Below are 25,816 nucleotides of genomic sequence, written 5' to 3' on the forward strand. Positions count from 1 at the left end.
TTGCCTCACTGGACTGCGCCATTGAGGCTTATAATCGCGGGCTACAAACGCCCTGGCGCAGTTGTGCGCCCCGCGAACCGGATCCCGCCATGTTACGAATCACCGAACTCAAGTTGCCGATCGACCATCCCGAAGAAGACCTGCGCCCTGCCATCGTGCAGCGCCTGGGAATCGCCAGCGATGACCTGCTCGATTTCACCTTGTTCAAGCGCAGCTACGATGCGCGTAAAAAGTCCTCCGAGCTGTGCTTCATCTACACCATCGACCTCAATGTTCGCGATGAGGCGGCGGTGCTGCACACGTTCGCCGATGACCGTAACGTCAACGTGGCGCCGGATGTCAGTTATAAAATGGTCGGCCAGGCGCCGACCGACCTGAGTGCACGCCCGATCGTCGTCGGCTTCGGCCCGTGCGGGATTTTCGCCGGGCTGCTGCTCGCGCAAATGGGCTTCAAGCCGATCATCCTCGAGCGCGGCACCGAAGTGCGCCAGCGCACCAAGGACACCTGGGGCCTGTGGCGTAAAAGCGTGCTCAACCCCGAGTCCAACGTGCAGTTCGGTGAAGGTGGCGCCGGGACCTTCTCCGACGGCAAGCTCTACAGCCAGATCAAGGACCCGAAATTCCTCGGCCGCAAAGTCCTGCACGAGTTCGTCAAGGCCGGCGCGCCGGAAGAAATCCTCTACGTCAGCAAACCGCACATCGGTACGTTCCGCCTGACCGGCGTTGTGGAAAACATGCGTGAGCAGATTCGCGCGCTGGGCGGCGAAGTGCGCTTCCAGCAGCGCGTCACCGATGTATTGATCGAGGACGGCCAACTGGTCGGCGTCGAACTCAATGGCGGCGAGCAGATCCACTCGAAGCACGTGATCCTGGCCCTCGGCCACAGCGCCCGCGATACTTTCCGCATGCTCCACGGCCGTGGTGTGTACATGGAAGCCAAGCCGTTCTCGGTAGGTTTCCGCATCGAGCACCCGCAGTCGCTGATCGACCGCGCGCGGCTGGGCAAATACGCCGGCCACCCGAAGCTCGGCGCCGCCGATTACAAACTGGTGCACCACGCCAAAAATGGCCGTTCGGTCTACAGCTTCTGCATGTGCCCGGGCGGCACAGTGGTGGCCGCGACCTCCGAGCCGAACCGTGTGGTCACCAACGGCATGAGCCAGTATTCGCGTAACGAACGCAACGCCAACTCCGGGATCGTCGTCGGCATCACTCCGGAAGTCGACTATCCGGGCGGTCCATTGGCCGGTATCGAATTGCAGGAACGCCTGGAGTCCCACGCCTTCGTACTGGGCGGCAGCAACTACGAAGCGCCGGCGCAACTGGTTGGCGACTTCATCGCCGGCAAGCCCTCCACCGAACTGGGCAGCGTGGAGCCGTCTTACAAGCCGGGCGTTGCCCTGGGTGATCTGGCCCTGGCCTTGCCGGACTTCGCCATCGAAGCGATTCGCGAAGCCTTGCCGGCGTTCGAGAAGCAGATTCGTGGTTACTCGCTGCACGACGCGGTGTTGACCGGAATCGAAACCCGCACCTCGTCACCGTTGCGCATTACCCGTAACGACACGATGCAGAGCCTGAACGTGAAAGGCTTGTTCCCGGCCGGTGAAGGCGCGGGGTATGCCGGTGGGATTCTGTCGGCGGGGGTAGACGGGATCAGGATTGCTGAAGCCGTGGCTCGCGATATCCTGGGCCTGGAAGCCTGATACCTGAAACGACACAATCCCCCTGTAGGAGCGAGCATGCTCGCGAAAAACCATAGGTCACCGCGTTTATCCAGCATACCCGCGATATCGTTGACGACCTTCGCGAGCATGCTCGCTCCTACAGGGGACTTCAGTGTCTGAAATCAGATATTGGCGCGCAGAACCGAAGCCGGCAGCGGCTCACCACGCTCCACCGTCGCCGCCACCGCATCGATCAAGCCACTCAACTCATACCCCTGGGCCTTGAGCCAATCCTGATCGTAATAGGTCGTGGCATAGCGCTCGCCGCTGTCGCACAAAATCGCCACCATCGAGCCCTTCTCCCCCGCCTGCGCCATATGCTGCGCGGCCATCAAGGCGCCGATCAGGTTGGTTCCGCTCGACCCACCCACGTGCCGCCCCAGACGCTGCGCCAGATAATGCATGGCCGCCAGTGACAAGGCGTCCGGCACCTTGACCATCGCGTCGATCACCTTGGGCAGGAACGAAGCTTCCACTCGCGGCCGGCCAATCCCTTCAATGCGCGAACCGTGGTCCAGACGCAGACTGGCATCACCCGTCCTGTAGTAATCAAAAAAAACCGAGCGCTCGGCGTCGGCACACAACACCCGGGTGCCATGCTGGCGATAACGCACGTAACGCCCCAGCGTGGCCGTGGTGCCACCGGTGCCGGGGCTGGAAATCAGCCAGCTCGGCTCGGGATGCTGCTCGAAACGCATCTGCTGAAAGATCGACTCGGCGATATTGTTGTTCGCCCGCCAGTCGGTGGCGCGCTCGGCGTAGGTGAACTGGTCGATGAAATGGCCGTCGTGTTCGCGAGCGAGGCGCTCGGATTCGGCGTAGATCCGGGTCGGATCGTCGACCAGATGACTTTGGCCGCCGTAGAACGCGATCTGCGCGATCTTCTCTTTCGACGTGGTCGCTGGCATCACCGCAATGAAGGGCAAACCGAGCATGCGGGCGAAGTACGCCTCGGAAATCGCCGTCGAACCACTGGACGCTTCAATCACCGGCGCACCGGGCTTCAGCCAGCCGTTACACAAGGCATAGAGAAACAACGAACGCGCCAGCCGATGCTTGAGGCTGCCGGTGGGATGACTGGACTCATCCTTGAAGTACAACTCGATGCCCGCAAAACCCGGCAGCGGCAAGGGGATCAGGTGGGTGTCGGCGCTGCGCTGGAAATCGGCTTCGATAATCCGGATCGCTTCGCGCGACCACTGTCGGTTGTCGCTCATGATGGTTTCTCTGATTCAGGCAAGAGTTGAACGGGTCACACGGCTCAGCCAGCAAGTTTAGGAATAATCCTGCATCCGGCACAGGTACAGCTGAGGTTCAATACGTCCGGCAACTGCTAGGCTCAGATTCGTGCCAAGCAATCGCGTTGTAACGACATATAACAAAAAAGAATATAACTTTTGTTTTAACAACTAACCGTACGGGTTAGGGTGTGCCACCTTTTTGAATTCACAGATGGAGAGCGACCTTGCCTCTGCGTAGCACTTTCACGCGCTTCTTTCAGTTGGAAGCTGCCAGCGGTCTATTGCTGATCGCTGCCGCCGTTCTGGCCCTGATCATCAACAACTCGTCACTGTCGTGGCTTTACAGCGGCCTGCTCGACACCCCGGTGGTGGCCCAGATCGGTGCACTGAAAATCGCCAAGCCGTTGCTGCTATGGATCAACGACGGACTGATGGCGCTGTTCTTCCTGCTGATCGGCCTGGAAGTGAAGCGCGAAGTACTCGACGGCCAACTGTCCCAACCGTCGCAGATTGTCCTGCCCGGCGCGGCGGCCATTGGCGGCATGGTGGTGCCCGCGTTGATCTACTGGTACCTCAATCGCGACAACCCGCCGGCTCTGAGCGGTTGGGCAATCCCGACCGCGACTGACATCGCCTTCGCCCTGGGCGTACTGGCGCTATTGGGCAAACGCGTTCCGGCTTCGCTGAAACTGTTCCTGATGACCCTGGCGATCATCGACGACCTCGGCGCGATCGTCATCATTGCGATCTTCTACTCCGGCTCGTTGTCGACCCTGTCCCTGGCGCTGGCGGCGGCCTGTATCGCGGCGCTGATCGCCATGAATCGCCTGGGCGTGGTGAAACTCGGACCCTATATGATCATCGGCTTGATCCTGTGGGTCTGCGTACTCAAGAGCGGTGTACACGCCACTCTGGCCGGCGTGACCCTGGCCTTCTGCATTCCGCTGCGCACCAGAAATGCCGAGACGTCGCCATTACTCACCCTTGAGCATGGCCTGCACCCCTGGGTTGCCTACGGCATCCTGCCACTGTTCGCCTTCGCTAACGCCGGCCTCTCCCTGAGCGGCGTCACCGTCGACAGCTTTACCCACGACGTGCCCATGGGCATTGCGGTTGGCCTGCTGCTGGGCAAGACCGTTGGCGTGTTCGGCCTGACCTGGCTGGCAGTGAAAATCGGCATCGCCGCCCTGCCCCAGGGTGCCAACTGGGGCCAGGTACTGGGTGTGGCAATCCTTTGCGGCATCGGTTTCACCATGAGCCTGTTTGTCGGTTCCCTGGCCTTCGAACCGGGCGTCAGCGATTACGCCGGGATGGATCGGATGGGGATTTTGACCGGATCGATATTGGCGGCGTTGATTGGCTATGCGGTGACGGCGGCGGCCAGTCGTAAGCGGGTGGAGCGACAGTCCTGATAAAAACAACAACCTCGAGCGGTGGATATCCGCTCAAACGTTTAACAAGAATGCGTGGATAACGTAATGCCGCCATCCAAGGCGGCATTTTTACAAACCACAACATGATCGATGACAAGTGTGCGTATCAGGCGACCATTTTGAGAAGATAGAAACTCATTTCAATCTTTCCTCCCATCTTTCCTTGGGAAGCATGTAAAATTCCCCATCCGGTAGTTCCTCAAGATCCAATTTTTTCCGAATCATTTCTTGCGAAATAATTGGTTGCCTAAAACCAACATCCTGCACCCTTCTAATCCTACTGTATTTTACAAAGTCGACCGGCACTTGCCTGAGAACCCTTTCTCTGTTGTTTACCACAGAAATGAATGCGCTCAAGTGAGAAGGTGCTGAGGGTAAAGCCTGCAAGACGTTTGCAGGAGACGCTCCGGAAGGTTGTGAGGATGAAATTGGCAAAACGTTTGCATTAGACGCTCCAGAGCTAGAGCCTGGCTTATTATCGCCGCTCGAAGCCGAGCCGACTTTTGGTTGCTTCGAAGAATGTGTCGGCTTATCAGCTACTGGCTTAGATTTGTTCGGGGGAATCTTGAGTTTAGGTGCCCTTAGCTTTGTGTGAAAAAATGGCATATGCCCTGTACTATCCTCCTGATTGACAGGATCCCCCTTGCAATAAGCATAGGCATTCACCCCACCTTCTCCAAACGGGCTCAAATTGTCCGGGCTATTGAATCGCATCAAAACCGGGTTGAAAGCCCGATATCCATTGCCCAACAAATAATATCCGGTCAGTTGGTCTGGTCGCTGCCCGTTGAAACCAAGCAGACTGAGCAAGCCACCTGCAACCGGGAGATACCCATAAAGTGTGTAGGCGAAGGAATTCGGTTGCCCTCCCACGCCGAGTGACAGCAATACCGAGTGCGATAGATCAGTTGCAAGCAAAGTGGATTGGACCTGGCCCTTGTCACGCACATGTTGCGCCAATGGCTGGTCCTGATGCTGAACGATTGTAAGTTCAACGTCTCCCGCAATCTCCGTAACCAAGTGATCTTTTCGATAAAAACGCTGATGGCTTGGCTTCGCAAACAGCGTGGAGGCAGTCAGTTGATCCAAAGCATTGTACTGATACTTGCAGAGCAAAAATTTATTCGGAGTTTGCATGAGCCCGCTCGCAGTTAATCTGTTAAACCGACCTTTACTCTCCTCCAACTTATACAAAATGACAACTATCAGAACTGATAGTCCAATTGAATCCAAATCCCCTCACAAAAAAAACCCCAACCAGCAAACACTGATCGGGGTTTTCTTTTAGCCGTTTTGCGTTTTAGTGGGAAACGCGGCTGGTTCCATCGACGGTCGAAATACGCACACGTTCGCCAACACGGAACACTTCGTTTTCCTGAACCTGTTGCACGTAGGCGCGCATGCTGCCGTCGTCTTCGCGAACGGTGATCTCCACGCCCTGGGTGCGGGTCAGGCCTTCTTCGGCGGCAGAACCGATCAGGCCACCCGCCACGGCGCCGATGACCGCAGCCACGATGCTTCCGGTACCCCCACCGACGCTGCTGCCGCCCACGCCGCCGACGACCGCGCCTGCCGCGCCACCGATCGGGGTCTTGGTGCCCTCGATCTTCACCGGACGCAAGGCTTCGATGGTGCCCATGCGGATGGTCTGCACACGACGGGCTTCGTCACGGGAGTAGGAGTCACCGGTCAGGCTCGATTGGCAACCAGTGAGCAACATCGCCATGGTGGAAAAGGAAGCAACCAGCAGAACAGACTTACGCATAACATCAACTCCAAAATAACAGGTGCTCATTAAACCGCGCAGTTTGACGCCTGTCACGGCGCGCCCGGATAATCGTGCTTTGATTCAGGCGCCATACAGGCGCTTCATGAACCCGACACAAGGTAGCTGCATATCCGGACGCTGCGCTACCGACACAGGATTTCCATGGATTACTTTATCATTGTCGTCACTACCGCCGCCGGTCTGTACTTCCACTGGTGGTTGTACGTACGGATCAAACGCTGGATGGACCGCGACCTGGCGTTGTCGCTGGCAGGCAAGGACGAGCGCAAAAGAGCCTACATGCTCGAACAACTGGCCAACGCCCAAGCGCAGAAAATCAAGCGTCGGGACCTGTCAAAGTGGCTGGAGACCGCAGCGGCAGGCTACCCCGATCAGTAGACTGTTCAGGGTGCCAGGCGTTCAAGAATCCAGTCGGCGCCCAGTTGACGGTAATTGAGACGGTCATGCAGGCGACTCGAGCGCCCCTGCCAGAACTCGATACGCTCCGGCAACAAACGGTAACCGCCCCAGTGCTCAGGGCAGTGGGGCTGAGTGTCGCTGAATCGTTGCTCGGTGTTCTTGAGCAGTGCTTCCAGCTCACCCCGATCGGCAATCACCCGGCTTTGCGGCGATGCCCAGGCCCCCAGACGGCTGCCCAGCGGGCGAACCTGAAAATAGGCGTCGGATTCTTCAGGGGTGACCTTCACCACCCGACCTTCTATTCGCACCTGACGCTCCAGGGCCGGCCAGAAAAAAGTCATGGCCGCGAACGGGTTCGCGGCCAGGTGCTGGCCTTTGGCGCTGTCGTAGTTGGTGAAGAAGGTGAAACCCTGCTCATCCAGGCCCTTGAGCAGCAGAATGCGGCAATGCGGCCGACCGTCCTGATCCACCGTCGCCAACGTCATGGCATTGGCCTCCACCGGTGCCTGTTCGGTTTTCACCGCATCGGCGAACCACCGGTGGAACAATGCAAATGGCTCAACCGGGGCTTGCGCCTCGGCCAGGCCATCACGGGTGTAATCACGACGCATATCAGCCAGGCCCTGGGTCATGGCGCATTCCTTATGGTTAACCAATCACTTCTTTACAGTATCGGCGGCGGCGACTTTCTTGTCAGCCGTGGAGGCCTTGGCTGGTGCGGTCTTTTTCGCCGGGGTCGCGGTTTTGGCTGGCGCTTTCTTGGCCGGAGCTTTCTTCGCCGGGGCTTTTTTCGCGGTTGGAACCGCGGCCTTTTTGGCAGCCGGAGCCGGAGTCACGGGCTTGGCGACAGGCTTGATGTCCTGCGCGGCAACCAGGGTCACCGGCGCCGGAGCAGGCATGTTGTATTTGCTCAGCAGGGCCACCATGGTGTTCTGTGGGGTCACCAGCAACTCCACGCGGCGATTTAACGCTCGACCTTCGGCGCTGTCGTTGGCAGCACGCGGCGCATTGCCACCCATGCCACGCAACATCAGGCGATCACGCTGCAGACCGCTGAGGCGGAAGATCGCTGCGATCGATTGCGCGCGTTCCTGGCTGAGCTTCACGTTGGCCGGCGCGGCACCCGAGGTATCGCTGTGCCCGAGCACCAGCACGGCAGTCTTGGAATCAACTTCCAGGATTTTGGCTACGCGGGTGAACGGGCCGAGTGTGACGGGCAGCAGCATCGCCGGACGGTCAGGGTTGAATGTACCTTCGACCGGTGCCGTCACCACCAACACGTTTTCGCGGCGTTCGAGTTGCAGGTTACTGCCCTTGATGGCTTCACGCAGGCGTGGTTCGTAGTCATCGAGCCAGGCCTGGGTGACTTTCGGATCAGGCATCGGCACGGCTTTGCTGGTACTCTGGTCGGTACCACCGAACGGCCACCACCACTTGCCGCCGGCATCGGCTTCGGCCTTGGCTACGGCAACCGGTTTGGCCTGGTCTTTCACCTGCGACTTGACCGCAGCCTTGTCGGCGCTGTCGTCGGAACCGAACGGCCAGTACCAGTGGCTGGCGCTTTCAGTCTTCGCCACCGGAGCGGTTACGAAAGGGTTCTGAGGCGCCGGGGCCGGCTCTTTGGCGGCGACTTTGTCGGTGGAACCGAACGGCCACCAGTTGCCGCCATCGGAATCTTTTTGTGGAGTCTGTGCACAACCGGTAATAGCGAAGCACAGGGCCAAAGCGAGCGTTGGTTTAGATGACATTGGATATCCACAAAAATCGAGTAATGAAAAATCAGACCGGTTCGGCCCGGATAAACAGACGCTTTGAAACTCAAAAAGCTTTCCGGTTCCAGCCCTGGAACCCTCGAGCAGGTTTTACAGACAGGTGGCCAGAACCCGCACCAACTTTTGCGCACGCGGGTCCATCAAGACGTACGGTCCCAGGGTATTTGTCACAAAACCAAAGGCTACATCGTGCTCCGGATCGGCAAAACCGATGGAGCCACCAGCCCCAGGATGACCGAACGCGCGTGAACCCAGGCCGAAGGTGGCGTTGGGTACATTCGGTTGATCAAGCATGCAACCCAGACCGAAACGGGTGCAGGTCAATAAAGTCTTGTCTTCGCCGATGCTGTGCTCGCGGGTCAGCTCATCGAGCATTTCGCTTTCCAGCAGGCTGCCATCGAGCAGGCCGGCATAGAACCCGGCGAGACTGCGCGCATTGCCATGGCCATTGGCCGCCGGCTGCTGCATGCGCCGCCACTCCGGCTTGTTGGTGCTGGTCATGATCGACGGCGGGTTGGTGAACGCCCGAGTGGTCATGGCCGTCGGTTCGCGCATGGTCACCTGCAGCAAGCGCTGGGCCGCGGCATCGCCGACATTGCCCTTGCCGCGCGCGATGTGCGCCACGCGATGGAACTCTGCATCGTCCAGACCGACATGGAAATCCAGGCCCAACGGCTTGGCGACTCGCGCCACGATCGACTCACCCGGCCCGCGACCGTCGACACGGCGCAGCAACTCGCCGACCAGCCAGCCGTAGGTGATTGCTGCGTAACCGTGACCTTCACCCGGTGTCCACCATGGCGCTTCGGCGGCCAGGGCGTCGACCATCGTTGGCCAGTCGTAAAGGGCTTCGGGGGCCAGCAACTCGCGTAACGCCGGTAGCCCGGCCTGATGGCAAAGCAGTTGGCGCAGGGTCACCGATTCCTTGCCGGCCGCGGCGAATTCGGGCCAGTAGCGCGCCACCGGAACGTCCAGTTGCAGCTTGCCTTCGGCCACCAGTTGCAGCGCCGTGACGGCAGTGAAGGTCTTGGTGCAGGAGAACAGGTTGGCGATGGTGTCGCTGTGCCAGGCCTCGGCGCCATCCTTGTCGGCAGTGCCAGACCAGAGGTCCAGTACCGTTTCCCCGCCGACCTGGATGCACAACGCTGCGCCACGCTCCTGAGGATCGTCGAACAACGCTGCAAACGCTTCGCGCACTGCCTCGAACTTAAGCTCGTAATGACCCTGAATCTGCACCCGCAACTCCCTGGATAAACGTTCTACAAAAGTGGTGGGCATTGTTCCAGCCCTTGAGGGTTTTGGGAACAGGGTTTGGCCGGGCGGTTGATTCAAGGGCAAGATCAAAAGATCGCCGCCTGCGCCAGCGCCTACAGACGCTGTCGCGGGCTGCGATCTTTTTCAGTGACCTTTGCCGGAATGCCCGCCAGCGCCCTTCCCCGGCCCTTTGCCGGCTTCGGCTTTGCGCCCGCCCTCGGCATCGTGACTGGCTTTGTCGACCTCGGCTGCGGCCTTCTCGGCTTCTTTGCCCATCTGGTCGGCGGTCGCCAGATTGCTCCTGCGTACGCTCTCGACAAAGCCCTGGAACGGCAAGTCGGTAATGCCCACGAGCCCGAAATGACCGTTCTCGCCATCGAGCAGGCGTCCGGTCACGGGTTGATCGAGGTACTGGAACCAATGCACGCCGACAATCGACGGTTCGCTCAGCGCCTGCTTGAGGAAGTTCGCGTAGGCCGGGCCACGGTCCTCTTCCTTGGCCAATTGTGTCACGCCGCCCCAGAACGGGCCGCGGTCCGCCGAGCCGAAGTTGAACTCGGTGATCAATACCGGTTTGTCGAGGCTGCGCAGTCTGGTGAAGTCGTAACCATCATGGGGCTGCAGGGTGTACATGTTGAAGCTCAATACGTCGCAATACTGCGCGCAAGACTCCACCGCTTCCGGGGTGCTGATGGCAAACCGGCCGCCGAGCAGCATCTGGTTCGGCGCATGCCACTTGAGTGAATCGGAGATGGTCTTGAAGTAGGTGTCGGCGAAGACCTTCTGGAAGTACTTGAAGTCGGCTTCGATTTCCGGATGCTCGGCGCTCGGCAACGGCGCACTGAACCCCGGGTCTTCCATCAGCTCCCAGGCTGGCAGGTCGATACCCCAGGCTTTCGACAGGCCTGCCTGGTTGCGGTATTTGTCGCGCAACTGCTTGAGGAATGCGCGCTTGGCCGGCACGTCGGTGGTCATCTTCAAGGTGCCGTAGGCCAGGGCATAACGGGCTTTGGGGTCATCGCCGGGACCGGCCCAGGCCAGTTCGTTGTCGGCGTAGTAACCGATCAGCCACGGGTCGTCTCGATGATCGCGGGTGGCGATGGCCACGGCGCGCTCGGTAGCCATGGCAAAGCGCGGGTCGAACGGGTCAGGCATGCCGCCCCACCAATCGGTACCGGTACTGATGCTGGCGTAGTCGCCGACGATCGACAGCGGCAAGGTGTAAGGGACGCGGTCCGCCCCGGCCAGCATTGGAGCGCTCCAGTTACCGACAGTATTGAAGCCCCAGGCTTGCAGGCGATCCAGGGTATGGCTGGCCCAGCGTTGCTGGTCAAACTCGGCTTTGCAAGGTTCGGCTGGTGACTGCTCGACTGCTTTTGCCACCGTTGCCTGGGCGGCGTCGGCCTTGGCGACTTCCGCGACACCGGCCTCGGCGCTCGATGGAACCACGGGTTGCGCACCAGCCTTGTCTGCCGTCGCTTCGACCGCGTCTGCCTTGGCTGCCTCGGCGACACCGGCCTTGGTATCGCTGCCCAATGCGCAGGGGTTGCCATACAAGCGCTGCAAGTTGGCGCCGTAGAAATCGTACCAGCGCCCGGCGTTGTATCCACGGCCCTGGTCGGCACCGTTGCCGCCGCGGTTGTCACCTTCACCGTAGTGGCGGGCCAAGGCTTCGTCAGCCTTGGGCAAGGATTCGAACATCCACTCGCGACCGGCGACGTAAGTCTGGTTGACGTCCGGGGTGACGGTGTTGACCCCCAGCGAGTAGAACGGGTGCCCTTGCGGAGTCACCAGATACCAGCGCCCATCACGCTTTTCACTGCGGAAGAACCCACTGGCCCTGAATACCGGGCCAGTGGTCAAGCCGCCGAATTTGTCCAGGGGCGACTTCTCGCGCTCGGCCAGCCAGGTTTTCAGTTGCTGCTGCTCCTTGGCAGCGGCGCCTTTGAGCTGCTCGTCGTTGCTGATTTTTTCCGGCCACCGGGCGCGGGTCGACTGGCCATAGGCATCGACCAACCCACCGTATACAGCCCGGCTGATCGACTCGCCGTCCTGCACGCCGAAACGCTCCAGCAGTATGCTTTGTGCGGCTTGCGGCTGATCCATCGACAGGCTGACCGACACCACCTGCCGAGCGTCCAGTTCCCCGGCACTGCTGGCCAGCAGGATGCGCTGGCCTTCGACGGTCATTGGCATCGGCGGCCCGGCTTTCATGCCCTGATTCAGCGGCGACGCTGGTTGCAGCGGCACCAACAAGGTCTGCGCGGGCCCGGCCGGCAGATCGACGCGGCTGGTCAGGGTCTTGCCATCATTGCTCTGGATGGTCACGTACAGGGTCACGGCCCAGTTCATGGCGTTCTGGATCCGCAGGCTCATGACGCTCGACCCGGACCAGTCCCAGGCACCGGTTTGCGGCGTCAGGCGCAGGGTCGGGCGCGCCACCGGATTGAACGTTACCCGGCGCAGCACTTCGCCTTCCGGGGTCTGTTCAGCGTTGGATTGCGGCAGGCTGGCGTCCTGAGTCGCCACCTGGACCACATCGGCGGGGCGCACAAAGTTGAACAGCGTCTGCGGGCCTGCGGGTGCGGCCAACAGGGGCGTTGCGAACAACAGGGCAAAAACGGCAGGTAACGAACGGCGAATCATGAGAACGAAATTCTCCCTAACGACCTTCAATGGGCCTGCGAAATAAAGATGGCTGAGAGATAGACAACGCGGTGGGCAAAACCGCCCACCGGTTACTCAGGAAATTTCGCGCCGGAAGGGAGGCAATGCGTTGAGGATCGCTTTGCCATAGCGTTGGGTGACCAGGCGCCGGTCAAGCAAAGTGATGGTGCCACGGTCCTCTTCGGTGCGCAGCAAGCGCCCGCAGGCCTGCACCAGTTTCAGCGAGGCGTCCGGCACGGAGATTTCCATGAACGGATTGCCGCCACGGGCTTCGATCCATTCGGCAAGGGCCGCTTCGACCGGATCATCGGGCACCGAGAACGGAATCTTGGCGATGACGACGTGTTCGCAATAGGCACCCGGCAAGTCGACCCCTTCGGCGAAACTCGCCAGGCCGAACAGAACGCTGGAATCCCCGCCATCGACCCGCGCCTTGTGTTTGTTCAGGGTTTCCTGTTTCGACAGGTTGCCCTGAATGAACACTTGCTTGCGCCAGTCGCGGTCCAGGCCGTCGAATACGTCCTGCATCTGCTTGCGCGAAGAGAACAGCACCAGCGTGCCCCGCGAGCCTTCGACCAGCTCCGGCAGATCACGGATGATTGCCGCAGTGTGAGCCGCCGCATCACGGGGGTCGGCGTTTAGGTTCGGCACTCGCAGCACGCCGGCATCGGCGTGATGGAAGGGGCTCGGGACCACGGCGGTCACGGCTTTTTTCGGCAGGCCGGCACGCATGCGAAAGCGATCGAAGGTGCCCAGCGCGGTCAGGGTCGCCGACGTCACCAGCGCGCCATAGGCCACGTTCCACAGATTGCGCCGCAGCATTTCCGCCGCGAGGATGGGACTGGCGTTGACCTCGATATCAAACAGCGAACCGCTTTCGGCCAGGGTCAGCCAGCGCGCCATCGGCGGGTTGTCTTCCGGGTCTTCCGCGGTGAACGCGACCCACAACTCCCAATTGCCGGATGAGCGCGACAGCAGGCTGCCGAACAATGGATACCACTCTTCGGCCTGGTTGCTGGCGATGCCGATGTTGACCTCGCCGTCCATGCCTTCCTTGAGCAACTCGGTAAGGCGGGTGAACAGATCGGTCAGGCGCGCGAAACCCTTCTTCAGCTCGACGCCCATCTCGCGCATGTGTTCGGGAATCACCCCGCCGACAAAGCGATGACGAGGCCGTTCGCGACCTTCAACATCTTCGCCGGGCTTGAAATCGGCAACCTGTTCACAGGCGGTGAACATGAACTGCTGCTGGGTCTTGATCTCCCGTGCCAGCTCCGGCACCTGTTCGATCAACTTGCCCAGATCGCCCGGCAACGGGTGTTGGGCCAGCAGCTTGGTGAGATTCTTGGCGGTGGTTTCCAGCCAGTCGGCGGTGGAGCGCAGGCGGGTGTAATGGGCGAAATGGCCGATGGCCTTGTCCGGCAGGTGATGGCCTTCGTCGAACACATAGATGGTGTCGCGCGGGTCCGGCAGCACTGCGCCGCCGCCCAGGGCCAGGTCAGCCAGGACCATGTCGTGGTTGGTGACTATCACGTCGACCTTGCCCATGCCTTCGCGGGCCTTGTAGAAGGCACACTGGCCGAAGTTCGGGCAATGACGGTTGGTGCACTGGCTGTGATCGGTGGTCAGGCGTGCCCAGTCTGCATCTTCAAGCGCCGTGGACCAACTGTCGCGGTCGCCGTCCCATTTATTGCCGGCGAGCTTCTCGATCATGCTGGTGAACAGCTTCTGACTGGCCTCATCGACCTCGATCTTGAAGCCCTCTTCCTCGAACAACTGAGCGGTGGCGGTTTGCGCGTGACCTTCCTGGAGCAACATGTCGAGCTTGGACAGGCACATGTAGCGCCCGCGTCCCTTGGCCAGGGCGAAGCTGAAGTTCAGCCCGCTGTTGCGCATCAGGTCGGGCAAGTCCTTGTAGACGATCTGCTCCTGCAGGGCCACGGTAGCCGTGGCGATCACCAGGCGCTTGCCGGCGGCCTTGGCCGTGGGAATCGCCGCCAGGCTGTAGGCCACGGTCTTGCCGGTACCCGTGCCGGCTTCTACCGCGACAATCGCGGGCTCGCCACTGCGCCGGCCTTCATCGTCGGTGTCGATGTCACCGAGAACCTTGGCGACTTCGGCGATCATCAGGCGTTGGCCGTAGCGCGGTTTGAGGCTCTTGGCTTCGAGAAAACGCGAGTAGGCGCCCTGGATCGTGGTTTTGAGTTCAGTGCTGATCATGAATTGTCGGGCGCAAAAAACGCTGGATAAATTTTCAGTGGTTCGGTTCGGCCGCTATCATACCCCGCTAATGAATCCTGCGCAGAACGGAGTACCCCAATGACACCTTTTGGCATCGTTTACACCCTGCATGTCCTCGCCGCACTGGTCTGGGTCGGAGGCATGTTTTTCGCCTGGATGGTCCTGCGCCCCGCGGCAGTCAAGGCGCTGGAGGGCCCTGCCCGGCTCAAGTTATGGGTAGAAGTGTTCCCGGGGTTTTTCCGTTGGGTCTGGGCAGCCGTGATACTGCTGCCTGTCAGCGGCGTGGGCATGCTGCACATGCAGTTCCACGGTTTTGAAGCCGCGCCACGTTATGTGCAGGTAATGATGGGTTTGTATGTGGTAATGACGGCGCTGTTTATCCGTATTCAGGCGCTGATGTTGCCGGAACTGCGTACGGCGGTAACCGCACAGGATTGGCCGGCAGGTGCGGCGGTGCTGGGGCGGATTCGTCGATTGGTGGGGATCAATTTATTGGTGGGTCTGGTGCTGGTTGCAATTGCCGCGGCACGCCCGACGCTTTAAAAGCTGCTCCTGACCCGGCTCTCTCCCACCGACAGCGAATTACTGTGGGAGCGAGCCTGCTCGCGATGTTCTCAAACTCACCGCTGTTATCCAGACAGTGCAGGCCATCGCTGGCCTCCATCGCGAGCAGGCTCGCTCCCACAAAAGCCCCGCGAAGGAACAGGTTACAACCGCTGCACCGTCACCGAACCCGGCGCGCCTTCAGGCCCGGGTTGACCATCGGCACCAGGGCGCCCGCTCTTGCCGCCATCGGCGTTATAAATGAGACAGCCCTTGGCCTTGCCACCCGCCCCCGGCTTGCCGCCAGGGCCGGCTGCACCACCGGCACCGCCGGCCACCTGGACCTTGATGCGTTCTGCCGGATAGTCGTGCGGCACTGCCAGTTTAACCAGCGCGCCTGGTGCCCCCGGCTGGCCGTTACTGCCATCGCTGCCATCGGCACCGCGACCGGCCTGGCCCCAGGTGCAGCCCGGGGCCTGCCCGTTGGCACCGTCGAGGCCGACAAACCCCGGCGCGCCCGCGCCACCGCGAGCATCGACCAACAATTGCGGTGCATTCAGTGACTTTATCTGCACATCAATACTTCGCCCGGCACGGGCAGCCTTCTCGTACGTACCCGGCGCACCCCGCGCGGTGATCTGGCTGCCTTCGGCAAGGTCGGCCCGATGCACCTTCAGCGCCAGCGCCTGTTCGCCGGGCACGATGGCGATCCGCGCTTCGTGGCCCAGGTGCAGTTCACCCACTGTGACTTCGGTTACGTTCGCAGGAATCAGCAACGTCCCGTAGTCCGCCACTTCCAGGCGCTCCAGTTGCAGGGTGCTGGCGGTGTTGGGCAGGCGCATCAGCGAATTGGTTTCGACGCTCACCACCTGTGCGCTGGCCAATGGACTTACGAGTGCGGCAAGCAGACAGAGTTTACGCATGGGAAGCCTTCGATGTGGCAGGAGCCGGAATGGTTTGCAGGTGGAATACGCCGAAAATGACGATCTTCAGACGGTCAAGCCAGGGATGGGCGCGCCATTTGACGCTGCGGTTGCACAGCAGCACTTCCAGTAAATGGATGAATGCCAGGAAGCCGCCGGCCAGATTGACCAACGGGTGCAGCGGATAGCTGAACGGCACGAGCAGATTGACCAGCACCACCAGCCAGAACAGCAGGGTCAATAACTTGCCCAGCCCCCATAACACCTTCATACGCGCTCCCAACAAATATTATTCTTTGCGCGCACAGTAACGGCTTCCACGCGGGATAAGCCAGAGGGCAACGGAAATATCTTCATGGAGGCCGCCGAACGGCCGTCGCCACGCGTTAAATTAACGTGCGACGGCTCTATTTCAAGGCTCAGCGGTTGATGTGCAGCTCTACGCGACGATTTTTCGCGCGGCCTTCATCTGTTTCGTTGTCAGCCACCGGCTGACTCTCGCCCTTGCCTTCACTGGTGAGTTTGTTCGGCGCCACCCCCTGACTCAGGAGATAATCGGCCACGCTGCTGGCGCGCCGCTCCGACAAGCCCTGGTTGTACTCGTCCGAACCTACGCTATCGGTATGACCAACTACCTTGATGCTCACCACGCTGGCGTCTTGCAGCTTGCCCATCAGGTCGTCCAACTGACTCTTGGCCGTAGGCGTGAGGTCGGACTGGTCGAAGGCAAACAGTACATCGCCAGCATCGCTGAGGGTGATGACCTCGACCGGCACCGGTTCGGCAGGTTGCGCAACAGGGTACTGTGGCACCGGGCAACCGTGATGTTCGACCGGTGTATCGGCTGGTGTATCGGGACAGCGGTCACGGCGGTCGAACACGCCGTCACCGTCTTCGTCACCATCCTGGGCATAGCAGATCAACCCGCCGGTCAAAATGCCGAGCGCCGCACCGCCACCGGCCCAAGCGGCACTTTCAATCGCGCCCAGGCCGCCACCGACCAGGCCGCCGATAAGGCTGCAGATAGGCCAGGTTCTTTGATTGAGGGGGGCAGTGCCATCACTGTGAGTAGCGCAGCCGGTCAGCAGGCTGCCTATTAGCAGAACCGGAAGGACGGTCCTTGTGAGAACGATCATATTGAAAGCTCCTGTGTATCCGGCCAATACCGGTTACACAGGAGTAAAGACCCGCATCCGCGACTGCACAAGCCGCGGATGCGAGGGGGTTAGCGGTTAATTTTGATTTCGGTGCGACGGTTCTGTGCACGGCCGTCAGCGGTGGAGTTGTCGGCAACCGGCTGGCTTTCACCGGCACCTACAACGGACACGAAGTTACTGCGTGGCACGCCGCTCTCAATGAGATACTCAACCACAGAGTGGGCGCGTTTATCCGACAGTTTCTGGTTGTAGGTATCGCTGCCCACGCTGTCGGTATGGCCGGTTACGGTCAATTGAGCAGTAGGCGCTTCCGCTTTCAAGCGCGTGGCAATCTTGTCGAGAACCTGCTTGTCGGATTCGGTGAGCGTAGCTTTGTCGAACTGGAAGTGAACATCGCGAATGACGATGGTTTCTTCCTTGACCACGACCGCCTCTTCAACCACCGGAGCAGGTGGTGGGCAACCGTTAGCATCTACCGTTACGCCTTTAGGCGTACCAGGGCACTTGTCGCGGCTGTCCGGCACACCATCGCCGTCTTCGTCGCCATCACCGTGAACCCAGCAATAGGCTGCGGCCGTGCCGCCCACCAGCAGCGCGCCATAACCGGCCCATGCCGAGCTTTCGGTCGCACCGAGGCCCGCACCCACGACACCTCCGACCGCCGCACAGGTCGGCCAGTCGGTTTTCTGCAAACCTGCACAACCAGTCAACACACTGGTGAGCAGAACCAAGGGTAATGCTGTCCGAACTATGCTCATCTAGTTTTCTCCTGAGGGATCGGCTTAGAACCGATTCACGTAGTAAAGACCCGAGTATTAAACTCCGCCAGAAAAGGGTCAGGCTGTTTAACAGTGTATTTACGACAGGTTCCTGGTTATGCCGAACAGACGCTCTAGGCCCGGACGTTCAGGCAGGCTAGTCTTGGCAGATCTGATTGAGGAACTTTGATGACTGCAGGTATTTCTTCACGCACGCCGCAACAGGCACTGGCCGCCTTACTGGACCGCTACGCACCTGCGCGCCTCTTGCTGATTGGCGCCAGCGAGTTCCCGGCGCTGGAGGCTTTCAAACTCGCGCACCCGGACAGCTGCGTCGCCTGCGCCCCGCCCGGAGCACTGCCTGCCGAGCTGGCAGCCCGGCGCTTCGACCTGGCGCTGGTGGTCGATTGCCTGGAGCATCTGCCCAAGCGCGAAGGCCTGAACCTGTTGGGCGGCATTCGAAATCTCAATGCCAGCCGTATCGCGGTGCTGGCGGATCTGGCAGCCTGTGGTTGGCAGGAGACCGACTTTTTCTCCCTGGCCCTGCAAGCCAGCGAGCGTTTTGAGCGCGAAGAACAGCAATTGACCTTGTTCACTTACGATCTGCTTGAATACAAACAAGTGCCCGACTGGCTTAATTCTCGCTTCTGGGCCAATCCGGAAAACTTCGGGAAATATTGGTGGTAACGCAATGAGTACACCCATTTGCCCTTGCGGCAGCGGTACCCTGCTCGACGCCTGCTGCGGTCATTATCACGCCGGCCACCCGGCTCCGTGCGCAGAAGCCTTGATGCGTTCGCGTTACAGCGCCTATGTGCTGGGCCTGGTCGACTACCTGGTGGCGACCACCCTGCCCGCGCAACAAGCTGGCCTGGACCGTCAATCGATCAGCGACTGGAGCGCCCAAAGCACCTGGCTGGGGCTTGAGGTGGAAAGCTCCGAAGTCCTCGGCGGTCAGCCCGAACATGCGTTCGTGACCTTCACCGCGCGCTGGCATGACAGCACCGGCGAGCACAGCCATCGCGAGCGTTCATCGTTCGTGCAGAACGCCGGGCACTGGTATTTCATCGACCCTACCGTAGCGCTCAAAGCGGGTCGCAACGATGCCTGCCCGTGTGCCAGCGGACAGAAATTCAAAAAGTGTTGCGCGGGTTACTTCAGCGTTTGATGTGACATTCAGCGGCTAGACTGGGGGGCATGGGAGAACCACCACCATGACCATCCGGCCCACCGCGTTTCATCTGTTCGCCCTGCTCCTGTTCCTGGGGCTCAGTGGCTGTGCGTCATGGTTCAGCGACGATGCTCTGGAGCCCGAGGTTCATTTGGTGAAGGTCGAAGTCGTGCGCGCCAGACTGCTGGATCAGAAATTCATCCTGCACTTTCGCGTCGACAATCCCAATGACAGCGACCTGACCGTACGCGGCCTGGAATACCGCATTCATCTGGCGGACATTTTGCTGGCCGAAGGCGAGTACGAACACTGGTTTACCGTCGGCCCCAAACACAGCGCCTATTTCAAGGTGCCGATCCGCACGAACCTGTGGCCAAAGGTCCGTGACCTGGTCAAACACCTGAAAAATCCCAAGAAGTCCATTCCCTATCGTCTGGACGGTGAAATGGAAACCGGTTTATTCATCGCCCACTACGTGCACCTGGCGCGTAATGGCGTGATAATCCCCGCCGATTTAATTCCGGAGTAACCCCGATGACCCAGCAACCTCATGTCCATGGCCCTGACTGCAACCACGATCATGATCACGACCATCATCATGATCACGACCACGGCCATGTCCACGGCCCGAATTGCGGCCACGCTCACCAGGAGCCGGTGCGCAACGCCCTGAAAGACGTTGGCCGCAACGATCCGTGCCCATGCGGCAACGGCAAGAAATTCAAGAAGTGCCACGGCGCTTGATGCTTCGGGCGAAGGCCTGCTTCGCCTGTTGAATCGCCTTCGCGGGCAAGCCCGCTCCCACAGTGAACTGCGCCTGACAGAGGACCTGTGTTCACCGTCGATCCTGTGGGGGCTGGCAATCCCTTTGCGGCGAACTGGCTCGCGCTGGTTACCGGCCAGCTTTCAGAATGAGCCCGGTGCTGACGACCGTTGCATATTCGCCATGCAAATTCCCCAGCGACATTGCATGAACCTCCTCGGCTGAATGCGCCTTACCAAAGTAGTCGGCCTTGTCGAAGGTAAAGCACGCATCCTCCACCACCCAGGCATCAAACCCCAGGTTGCCCGCCGTACGCGCCGTGGATTCCACCGAGTTGTGGGTGGCCACACCGACGATGATCAACTGCCCGATCTGTGCATCGCGCAACTTCGCCTCAAGCCCGGTGGCGCAAAACGCGTCCGGAACCTGCTTCTGGATCAGCCATTCCCCGTGTTGTGGTGCAAAACGTTGCTGAAATTCAACTCCCGATTGCTGCGGCCAGAACACCGAATCTTCTGACCGGGACAAGTGCTGCACATGAATCACCGGCCGAGCGCTGCGCCGCCATTGCCCCAGCAGCTCCAGCATGCGTTCTTCGGCCTGGGCATTATTTCGCCGACCGAGCCGCGGATGCAGGATGCCTTTTTGTTGATCGATGATGATCAGCGCTGCGTTTGCCTGGAGCTCCATGCCTACTGTACTCATGCACAATCATTGGATTTGCTCCACTTCAGCATTACTCCCCGTGACTGACAAGCGCGATATTTTTGCGCTTCATCTGACAAATCCTGAAATAACTTCTTGCCCCGCTTGCGCGGCCATCGCCTGCTCACTAACGTAGCGCCTTTATTGCGCTACCACCCCGCAGGAGCTTTGCCATGGCCTCGCCAGCCCTTACTCAATTTCTACCCCGGTTCGGCGTTGCCGCAGCAGTCGCTGGCGTTTTGAGCCTGACCGGTTGTCAGACTTTCAATGCCCAGGACACCCTCCCGCCGGCCTCCGGCGTACAGCCGCTCAAAGGTTTGGCGCAGAACGTTTCGGTGCGGCGCAATGCCATGGGCATGCCGTTGATCGAAAGCAGCAGCTTCCACGACGCCCTGTTCGCCCTCGGTTACGTCCACGCCAGCGATCGCATCACGCAGATGGTCACCCTGCGCCTGCTGGCCCAGGGCCGTTTGGCCGAAATGTCCGGTGCGGATCTGCTGGATGCCGACCGCTACATGCGTGCGGTCAACCTGAAGAAAAGCGCCGGCGAGCTGTACAAGGCCTCTTCGCCGCGTCTCAAACGCTTCTTCGAAGTCTATGCCCGCGGGGTCAACGCCTACCTTTTCCGTTACCGCGACAAACTGCCAGCGGACCTCGTTGCCACCGGCTACAAGCCTGAATACTGGCAGCCGGAAGATTCGGCGCTGATTTTCTGCCTGCTGAACTTCAGCCAGTCGGCCAACCTGCCGGAAGAAATTGCCTCGCTGGTGCTGGCGCAATCCGTCACCACCGACAAACTGGCCTGGTTGAGCCCCTCCGCCCCCGACGAAAAATTGCCGCTGGCCGAAAGCGAAAAACTCCAGGGCATCAAGCTCAACGGGCAAATCCCGGGGCTGACGCAGATCAGCAAAGCCACGGGGCAACTGTCTGACCTGAACCTGCTGGGCGCCACCTCGTCGAACAACTGGGCCATCGCCCCGCAACGCAGCCGCAGTGGCAAAAGCCTGCTGGCCAGCGACAGCCATGGCCCGCTGGGCGTGCCGTCGTTGTTCAGCTACGTGCAGATCCGCGCGCCGAAGTATCAAGCTTCTGGAGTGACCATCGCCGGCTTGCCGATGGTTCTGGGTGGATTCAACGGCAAAGTGGCGTGGAGCATGACTTCGGTCATGGGCGATAACCAGGATCTGTTCCTGGAGAAAATCAAGCGCCAGGGCAACGCACTGACCTACGAAACCAACGGCAAATGGCAGCCGGCGATCGTGCGCAACGAAACTTACTTCGTCAAAGGCCAGCGACCGATTCGCGAAGCCGTGTACGAAACCCGTCACGGCCCGCTGCTCAACAGCGCCCAAGGCACAGCTCTGGCCAATGGTTTCGGTCTGGCCTTGCAGACGCCGGGCTTCACCGACGACAAAACCCTGGATGCGTTGTTCGACCTGACCCGCGCCCAGAGCGTCGAGAAAGCCTCGGATGCCAGCCGCGAGATTCGCGCCATCGCACTGAACCTGGTGTTCGCCGACGCCAGCAATATCGGCTGGCAAGTCACCGGTCGCTATCCCAACCGCCGCGAAGGTGAAGGCCTGCTGCCATCGCCCGGCTCCGAGGGGCGCTACGATTGGGACGGTTACGCCGATCCGATGCTCCATCCTTACGATCAGGACCCGGCCCAGGGCTGGCTCGGCACCGCCAACCAGCGGGTCATTCCCCATGGCTACGGCATGCAGTTGTCCAACTCGTGGGCGGCTCCGGAACGTGGCGAGCGCATGGCCGAACTGGCCGGCGCAGGCAAACACGACAGTCGCAGCATGATCGCCATGCAGTACGACCAGACCACAACGTTCGCCGCCAAACTGAAGAAAATGTTCGAAGCGCCAGGCATGTCCCAGCCGCTGAAACAGGCCATCAATGCTTTACCGGCAGCCGATAGCGCCAAGGCCCGCGAGGCCTACAGCCGCTTGATGGCATTCGACGGCAAGGTCAGTGCGACTTCCACCGACGCGGCGATCTACGAGCTGTTCCTTGAGGAAAGCAGCAAGCAGATTTTCCTCGATGAACTGGGCCCGCAAAGCAGCCCGGCGTGGCAAGCCTTTGTCGCCAACGGCAAGTTGTCCTATGCCGCCCAGGCCGATCATTTGCTGGCGCGCGAGGACAGTCCGTTCTGGGATGACGTACGCACCGCACAGAAGGAAGACAAGCCGGCCATCCTCGCGCGCAGCCTGGCTGCCGCGATCAGCGCCGGCGACAGCCTGCTGGGCGGCGATCACAAGGCCTGGCAGTGGGGCAAGCTGCATCGCTACGAATGGAAAAACGCCGGCGGCCAGAACGTGCGCGGGCCGCTGCCGGCCGGCGGCGACCAGAGCACCCTCAATACTGCCGCATTCGCCTGGGGCCAGGACTTCAACACCACCCTGGCACCAGCCATGCGATTTATCGTCGACTTCAGCCAGACCGAGCCGCTGATGGCTCAGAACGGCACAGGCCAGTCCGGCAATCCGGCGAGCCCTAACTACCTCAACAGCATTGATCCGTGGTTGAAGGGGCAGTACATGAGCCTGCCGATGCAGTCGCAAAATTACGACAAGGCGTATGGCACGGCGCGACTGACGTTGACGCCTGGAAAATAATCCCAAGCCGCCCCCCCTTTGCAGGAGCCAGCATGCTGGCGATGGACTCAAGCGCGCCGCGTTTAATCGGGTAAACACGCGTTATCGTTAACGTCCATCGCGAGCAGGCTCGCTCCTACAGGACTTGCTCGGCAGAGTCACCCACACGCCATTTTTGCCTTTGCACCGAACCAAATGTGTGCAGGCATTTCCCTGCGCTCGTTTTCGTGCATAAATCGCGCTCCGACCTTTGATCAAGCACCTTTTAAAACGCTTGTTCGCCACTGTGGTTCGGAAATTGCTACTTTCAATGGGTCTTACGCTTTCCAGTAACAATAAAACTGCGCCATAAGCGCTCATATTGGTTCTTAGGGATTGAATAATGAAAAAAGCATTGCTGACCCTTTCTGCACTGGCGTTGTGCATGGCTGCTGGCTCCGCCATGGCCAAGGAATACAAGGAATTGCGTTTCGGCGTTGACCCTTCCTATGCACCGTTCGAGTCGAAAGCGGCTGACGGCAGCCTGGTGGGTTTCGACATCGATCTGGGGAACGCGATCTGCGCCGAGCTGAAGGTCAAGTGCAAATGGGTCGAAAGTGACTTCGACGGTATGATCCCGGGCCTCAAGGCCAATAAATTCGACGGTGTGATTTCGTCGATGACCGTTACCCCAGCCCGCGAAAAAGTCATCGACTTCTCCAGCGAGCTGTTCTCCGGGCCGACTGCCTACGTGTTCAAGAAAGGTTCCGGCCTGAGCGAAGACGTCGCGTCCCTCAAAGGCAAAACCGTTGGCTACGAGCAAGGCACCATCCAGGAAGCCTACGCCAAAGCCGTGCTGGACAAGGCTGGCGTGAAAACCCAGGCCTATCAGAATCAGGATCAGGTGTATGCCGACTTGATGTCCGGTCGCCTCGACGCGGCGATTCAGGACATGCTGCAAGCTGAACTGGGCTTCTTGAAGTCGCCAAAAGGCGAAGGCTATGAAGTCAGCAAGCCGGTCGACAGCGAATTGCTGCCGGCCAAAACAGCGATCGGTATCGCTAAAGGTAACAACGAGCTCAAGGCACTTTTGGATAAAGGTATCAAAGCGTTACACGATGATGGCACCTACGCCACCATTCAGAAGAAGCACTTTGGCGATCTGAATCTGTACAGCGGCAAATAATGCCCGGCGCCCATCTCGCGATGGGCGCTTTTTTTATCTGATCAGGTTGCTGATTTATGTTCGAAAACCTCTTACAAAATCTGGGGCTCTCAGCCTTCAGCCTGCAGGGCTTCGGCCCGCTGCTGATGGAAGGCACCTGGATGACCATCAAATTGTCGGCGTTGTCGCTGCTGGTAGCCGTGTTGCTCGGGCTGCTGGGCGCCAGTGCCAAGTTGTCAAAGCTCAAGCTTATGCGTGTCCCCGCCCAGGTCTACACCACGCTGATTCGCGGCGTTCCGGACCTGGTCCTGATGCTGCTGATTTTCTACAGCCTGCAAACCTGGCTGACATCGTTCACCGACTTCATGGAATGGGAATACATCGAGATCAACCCGTTCAGCGCCGGGGTGATTACCCTGGGCTTTATCTACGGCGCCTACTTCACCGAAACCTTTCGCGGCGCGATCCTCGCGGTCCCGCGGGGTCAGGTCGAAGCCGCCACCGCCTATGGCCTCAAGCGCGGCCAGCGCTTCTGGATCGTGGTGTTTCCGCAAATGATGCGCTTTGCCCTGCCGGGCATCGGTAATAACTGGATGGTGATGCTCAAGGCCACCGCACTGGTGTCGATCATCGGCCTCGCCGACCTGGTCAAGGCCGCGCAGGACGCCGGCAAAAGCAGCTATCAGCTGTTTTACTTCCTCGTGGTTGCCGCACTCATCTACCTGCTGATCACCAGTGCCTCGAACTTCATCCTGCGCTGGCTCGAGCGTCGTTACTCCGCGGGCACCCGGGAGGCCGTACGATGATCGAACTCCTGCAGGAATACTGGAAACCTTTCCTCTATAGCGACGGCTACCACATCACCGGCCTGGCCATGACCATGTGGCTGCTCAGCGCGTCTATATTCATCGGCTTCCTGGTGTCGATCCCGCTGTCCATCGCCCGGGTCTCGCCGCACTTCTACATCCGCTGGCCGGTGCAGTTCTACACCTACCTGTTCCGTGGAACGCCGCTGTATATCCAGCTGCTGATCTGCTACACCGGGATCTACAGCCTGGCCGCCATCCGGGCTCAGCCGGTACTCGATGCGTTCTTCCGCGATGCGATGAACTGCACGATCCTGGCCTTCTCCCTGAACACTTGTGCCTACACCACGGAGATCTTTGCCGGAGCCATTCGCAGCATGAACCATGGCGAAGTCGAAGCGGCCAAGGCTTATGGCCTGACCGGCTGGAAGCTGTATGCCTACGTGATCATGCCCTCGGCCCTGCGTCGCTCGTTGCCCTATTACAGCAACGAAGTGATCCTGATGCTGCACTCGACCACCGTGGCGTTCACCGCGACCATCCCGGACATCCTGAAAGTCGCCCGCGATGCCAACTCGGCAACCTTCCTGACTTTCCAGTCGTTCGGCATCGCCGCACTGATCTACCTGACTGTCACCTTCGCGCTGGTCGGCCTGTTCCGCCTCGCCGAACGTCGCTGGCTGGCCTTTCTCGGGCCGACCCACTAGGACTTATCCTGCTTCA

25 protein-coding genes are annotated in these 25,816 nt (G+C 60.1%); 12 read left to right on the top strand and 13 right to left on the bottom strand.

Features of this window, described 5'->3' with window-relative positions; all coding sequences use genetic code 11:
• Window positions 1-89: 89 nt before the first annotated feature.
• Complete coding sequence (locus KW839_RS15070; protein ID WP_060541109.1) at window positions 90-1,703, top strand: NAD(P)/FAD-dependent oxidoreductase; 1,614 nt, start codon at window positions 90-92, stop codon at window positions 1,701-1,703.
• 143 nt (window positions 1,704-1,846) lie between these two features.
• Here the strand turns inward: KW839_RS15070 and KW839_RS15075 are convergent, their stop codons facing one another.
• Entirely contained in the window at window positions 1,847-2,944 is a 1,098-nt protein-coding gene (locus tag KW839_RS15075; protein ID WP_218424928.1) for a PLP-dependent cysteine synthase family protein, read from the bottom strand.
• 245 nt (window positions 2,945-3,189) lie between these two features.
• On the opposite strand from KW839_RS15075, the gene nhaA reads away from it, so the two are divergent.
• Window positions 3,190-4,377, top strand: coding sequence for a Na+/H+ antiporter NhaA (gene nhaA, locus KW839_RS15080; RefSeq protein WP_060541107.1), 1,188 nt, complete (start codon window positions 3,190-3,192; stop codon window positions 4,375-4,377).
• Between the two features lie 156 nt (window positions 4,378-4,533).
• On the opposite strand, the gene KW839_RS15085 is transcribed toward nhaA, so the two are convergent.
• The gene (locus tag KW839_RS15085) at window positions 4,534-5,535 is read right to left on the bottom strand and encodes an RHS repeat-associated core domain-containing protein (protein ID WP_082457512.1); all 1,002 of its coding nucleotides are present in this window, start codon (window positions 5,533-5,535) and stop codon (window positions 4,534-4,536) included.
• A gap of 163 nt (window positions 5,536-5,698) precedes the next feature.
• On the bottom strand, window positions 5,699-6,163 hold the full coding sequence (locus tag KW839_RS15090) for a glycine zipper 2TM domain-containing protein (RefSeq protein ID WP_060541104.1): 465 nt from the start codon (window positions 6,161-6,163) through the stop codon (window positions 5,699-5,701).
• 165 nt (window positions 6,164-6,328) lie between these two features.
• On the opposite strand from KW839_RS15090, the gene KW839_RS15095 reads away from it, so the two are divergent.
• Window positions 6,329-6,565, top strand: coding sequence for a hypothetical protein (locus KW839_RS15095; protein WP_218424747.1), 237 nt, complete (start codon window positions 6,329-6,331; stop codon window positions 6,563-6,565).
• A gap of 5 nt (window positions 6,566-6,570) precedes the next feature.
• Here the strand turns inward: KW839_RS15095 and pdxH are convergent, their stop codons facing one another.
• The 5 genes from pdxH to dinG form a co-directional block, all read right to left on the bottom strand.
• Window positions 6,571-7,218: a pyridoxamine 5'-phosphate oxidase gene (pdxH, locus tag KW839_RS15100; protein ID WP_218424748.1), complete on the bottom strand. Its 648-nt coding sequence runs from the start codon at window positions 7,216-7,218 to the stop codon at window positions 6,571-6,573.
• 24 nt (window positions 7,219-7,242) lie between these two features.
• Window positions 7,243-8,334 (bottom strand): OmpA family protein, encoded by a 1,092-nt coding sequence (locus tag KW839_RS15105; protein WP_060541101.1) that lies wholly within the window; start codon window positions 8,332-8,334, stop codon window positions 7,243-7,245.
• A gap of 114 nt (window positions 8,335-8,448) precedes the next feature.
• Window positions 8,449-9,594 (bottom strand): serine hydrolase domain-containing protein, encoded by a 1,146-nt coding sequence (locus KW839_RS15110; protein ID WP_060541100.1) that lies wholly within the window; start codon window positions 9,592-9,594, stop codon window positions 8,449-8,451.
• A 162-nt stretch (window positions 9,595-9,756) separates the two neighbouring features.
• Complete coding sequence (locus KW839_RS15115) at window positions 9,757-12,258, bottom strand: beta-galactosidase (protein ID WP_218424749.1); 2,502 nt, start codon at window positions 12,256-12,258, stop codon at window positions 9,757-9,759.
• 96 nt (window positions 12,259-12,354) lie between these two features.
• Window positions 12,355-14,499: an ATP-dependent DNA helicase DinG gene (gene dinG / locus KW839_RS15120; protein WP_060541098.1), complete on the bottom strand. Its 2,145-nt coding sequence runs from the start codon at window positions 14,497-14,499 to the stop codon at window positions 12,355-12,357.
• 99 nt (window positions 14,500-14,598) lie between these two features.
• On the opposite strand from dinG, the gene KW839_RS15125 reads away from it, so the two are divergent.
• Window positions 14,599-15,063, top strand: a complete 465-nt coding sequence (locus KW839_RS15125) for a CopD family protein (RefSeq protein ID WP_060541097.1) — start codon at window positions 14,599-14,601, stop codon at window positions 15,061-15,063.
• Between the two features lie 164 nt (window positions 15,064-15,227).
• Here the strand turns inward: KW839_RS15125 and KW839_RS15130 are convergent, their stop codons facing one another.
• The 4 genes from KW839_RS15130 to KW839_RS15145 form a co-directional block, all read right to left on the bottom strand.
• Window positions 15,228-15,986, bottom strand: coding sequence for a hypothetical protein (locus KW839_RS15130; protein ID WP_060541096.1), 759 nt, complete (start codon window positions 15,984-15,986; stop codon window positions 15,228-15,230).
• Window positions 15,979-16,257 carry a DUF1145 domain-containing protein gene (locus KW839_RS15135; RefSeq protein ID WP_060541095.1) on the bottom strand — a complete coding sequence of 93 codons (279 nt, stop codon included), beginning with the start codon at window positions 16,255-16,257 and terminating at the stop codon, window positions 15,979-15,981. Before KW839_RS15135 ends, KW839_RS15130 begins: the two co-directional genes overlap by 8 nt.
• 148 nt (window positions 16,258-16,405) lie before the next feature.
• Complete coding sequence (locus tag KW839_RS15140; RefSeq protein WP_060541094.1) at window positions 16,406-17,122, bottom strand: OmpA family protein; 717 nt, start codon at window positions 17,120-17,122, stop codon at window positions 16,406-16,408.
• Window positions 17,123-17,211: 89 nt separating this feature from the next.
• Window positions 17,212-17,901 carry an OmpA family protein gene (locus tag KW839_RS15145; RefSeq protein ID WP_060541093.1) on the bottom strand — a complete coding sequence of 230 codons (690 nt, stop codon included), beginning with the start codon at window positions 17,899-17,901 and terminating at the stop codon, window positions 17,212-17,214.
• A gap of 189 nt (window positions 17,902-18,090) precedes the next feature.
• Between KW839_RS15145 and KW839_RS15150 the strand changes: the two genes are divergently transcribed.
• The 4 genes from KW839_RS15150 to KW839_RS15165 are packed head-to-tail and all read left to right on the top strand — an operon-like array spanning window position 18,091 to window position 19,816.
• Entirely contained in the window at window positions 18,091-18,588 is a 498-nt protein-coding gene (locus KW839_RS15150) for a DUF6231 family protein (RefSeq protein WP_060541092.1), read from the top strand.
• A gap of 4 nt (window positions 18,589-18,592) precedes the next feature.
• On the top strand, window positions 18,593-19,069 hold the full coding sequence (locus KW839_RS15155) for a YchJ family protein (protein ID WP_060541091.1): 477 nt from the start codon (window positions 18,593-18,595) through the stop codon (window positions 19,067-19,069).
• Window positions 19,070-19,115: 46 nt separating this feature from the next.
• Entirely contained in the window at window positions 19,116-19,601 is a 486-nt protein-coding gene (locus tag KW839_RS15160) for an LEA type 2 family protein (protein ID WP_218424750.1), read from the top strand.
• A 5-nt stretch (window positions 19,602-19,606) separates the two neighbouring features.
• Window positions 19,607-19,816 carry an SEC-C metal-binding domain-containing protein gene (locus tag KW839_RS15165; RefSeq protein WP_008083915.1) on the top strand — a complete coding sequence of 70 codons (210 nt, stop codon included), beginning with the start codon at window positions 19,607-19,609 and terminating at the stop codon, window positions 19,814-19,816.
• Between the two features lie 148 nt (window positions 19,817-19,964).
• Here the strand turns inward: KW839_RS15165 and KW839_RS15170 are convergent, their stop codons facing one another.
• Entirely contained in the window at window positions 19,965-20,525 is a 561-nt protein-coding gene (locus KW839_RS15170) for a cysteine hydrolase family protein (RefSeq protein WP_060541089.1), read from the bottom strand.
• 188 nt (window positions 20,526-20,713) lie between these two features.
• Here KW839_RS15170 and KW839_RS15175 point away from each other — a divergent pair, with 188 nt between their 5' ends.
• From KW839_RS15175 to KW839_RS15190, 4 genes are all read left to right on the top strand, one after another.
• Window positions 20,714-23,164, top strand: a complete 2,451-nt coding sequence (locus tag KW839_RS15175; protein WP_218424751.1) for a penicillin acylase family protein — start codon at window positions 20,714-20,716, stop codon at window positions 23,162-23,164.
• A 361-nt stretch (window positions 23,165-23,525) separates the two neighbouring features.
• The gene (locus tag KW839_RS15180) at window positions 23,526-24,308 is read left to right on the top strand and encodes a transporter substrate-binding domain-containing protein (RefSeq protein WP_060541087.1); all 783 of its coding nucleotides are present in this window, start codon (window positions 23,526-23,528) and stop codon (window positions 24,306-24,308) included.
• 56 nt (window positions 24,309-24,364) lie between these two features.
• Complete coding sequence (locus KW839_RS15185; RefSeq protein ID WP_218424752.1) at window positions 24,365-25,093, top strand: ABC transporter permease; 729 nt, start codon at window positions 24,365-24,367, stop codon at window positions 25,091-25,093.
• Entirely contained in the window at window positions 25,090-25,800 is a 711-nt protein-coding gene (locus KW839_RS15190) for an ABC transporter permease (protein ID WP_060541085.1), read from the top strand. The genes KW839_RS15185 and KW839_RS15190 overlap by 4 nt, the downstream gene beginning before the upstream one ends.
• Window positions 25,801-25,816 lie beyond the last annotated feature (16 nt).

Source organism: Pseudomonas sp. PDM31 (assembly GCF_019218965.1).
Classification (GTDB): Bacteria; Pseudomonadota; Gammaproteobacteria; order Pseudomonadales; family Pseudomonadaceae; genus Aquipseudomonas.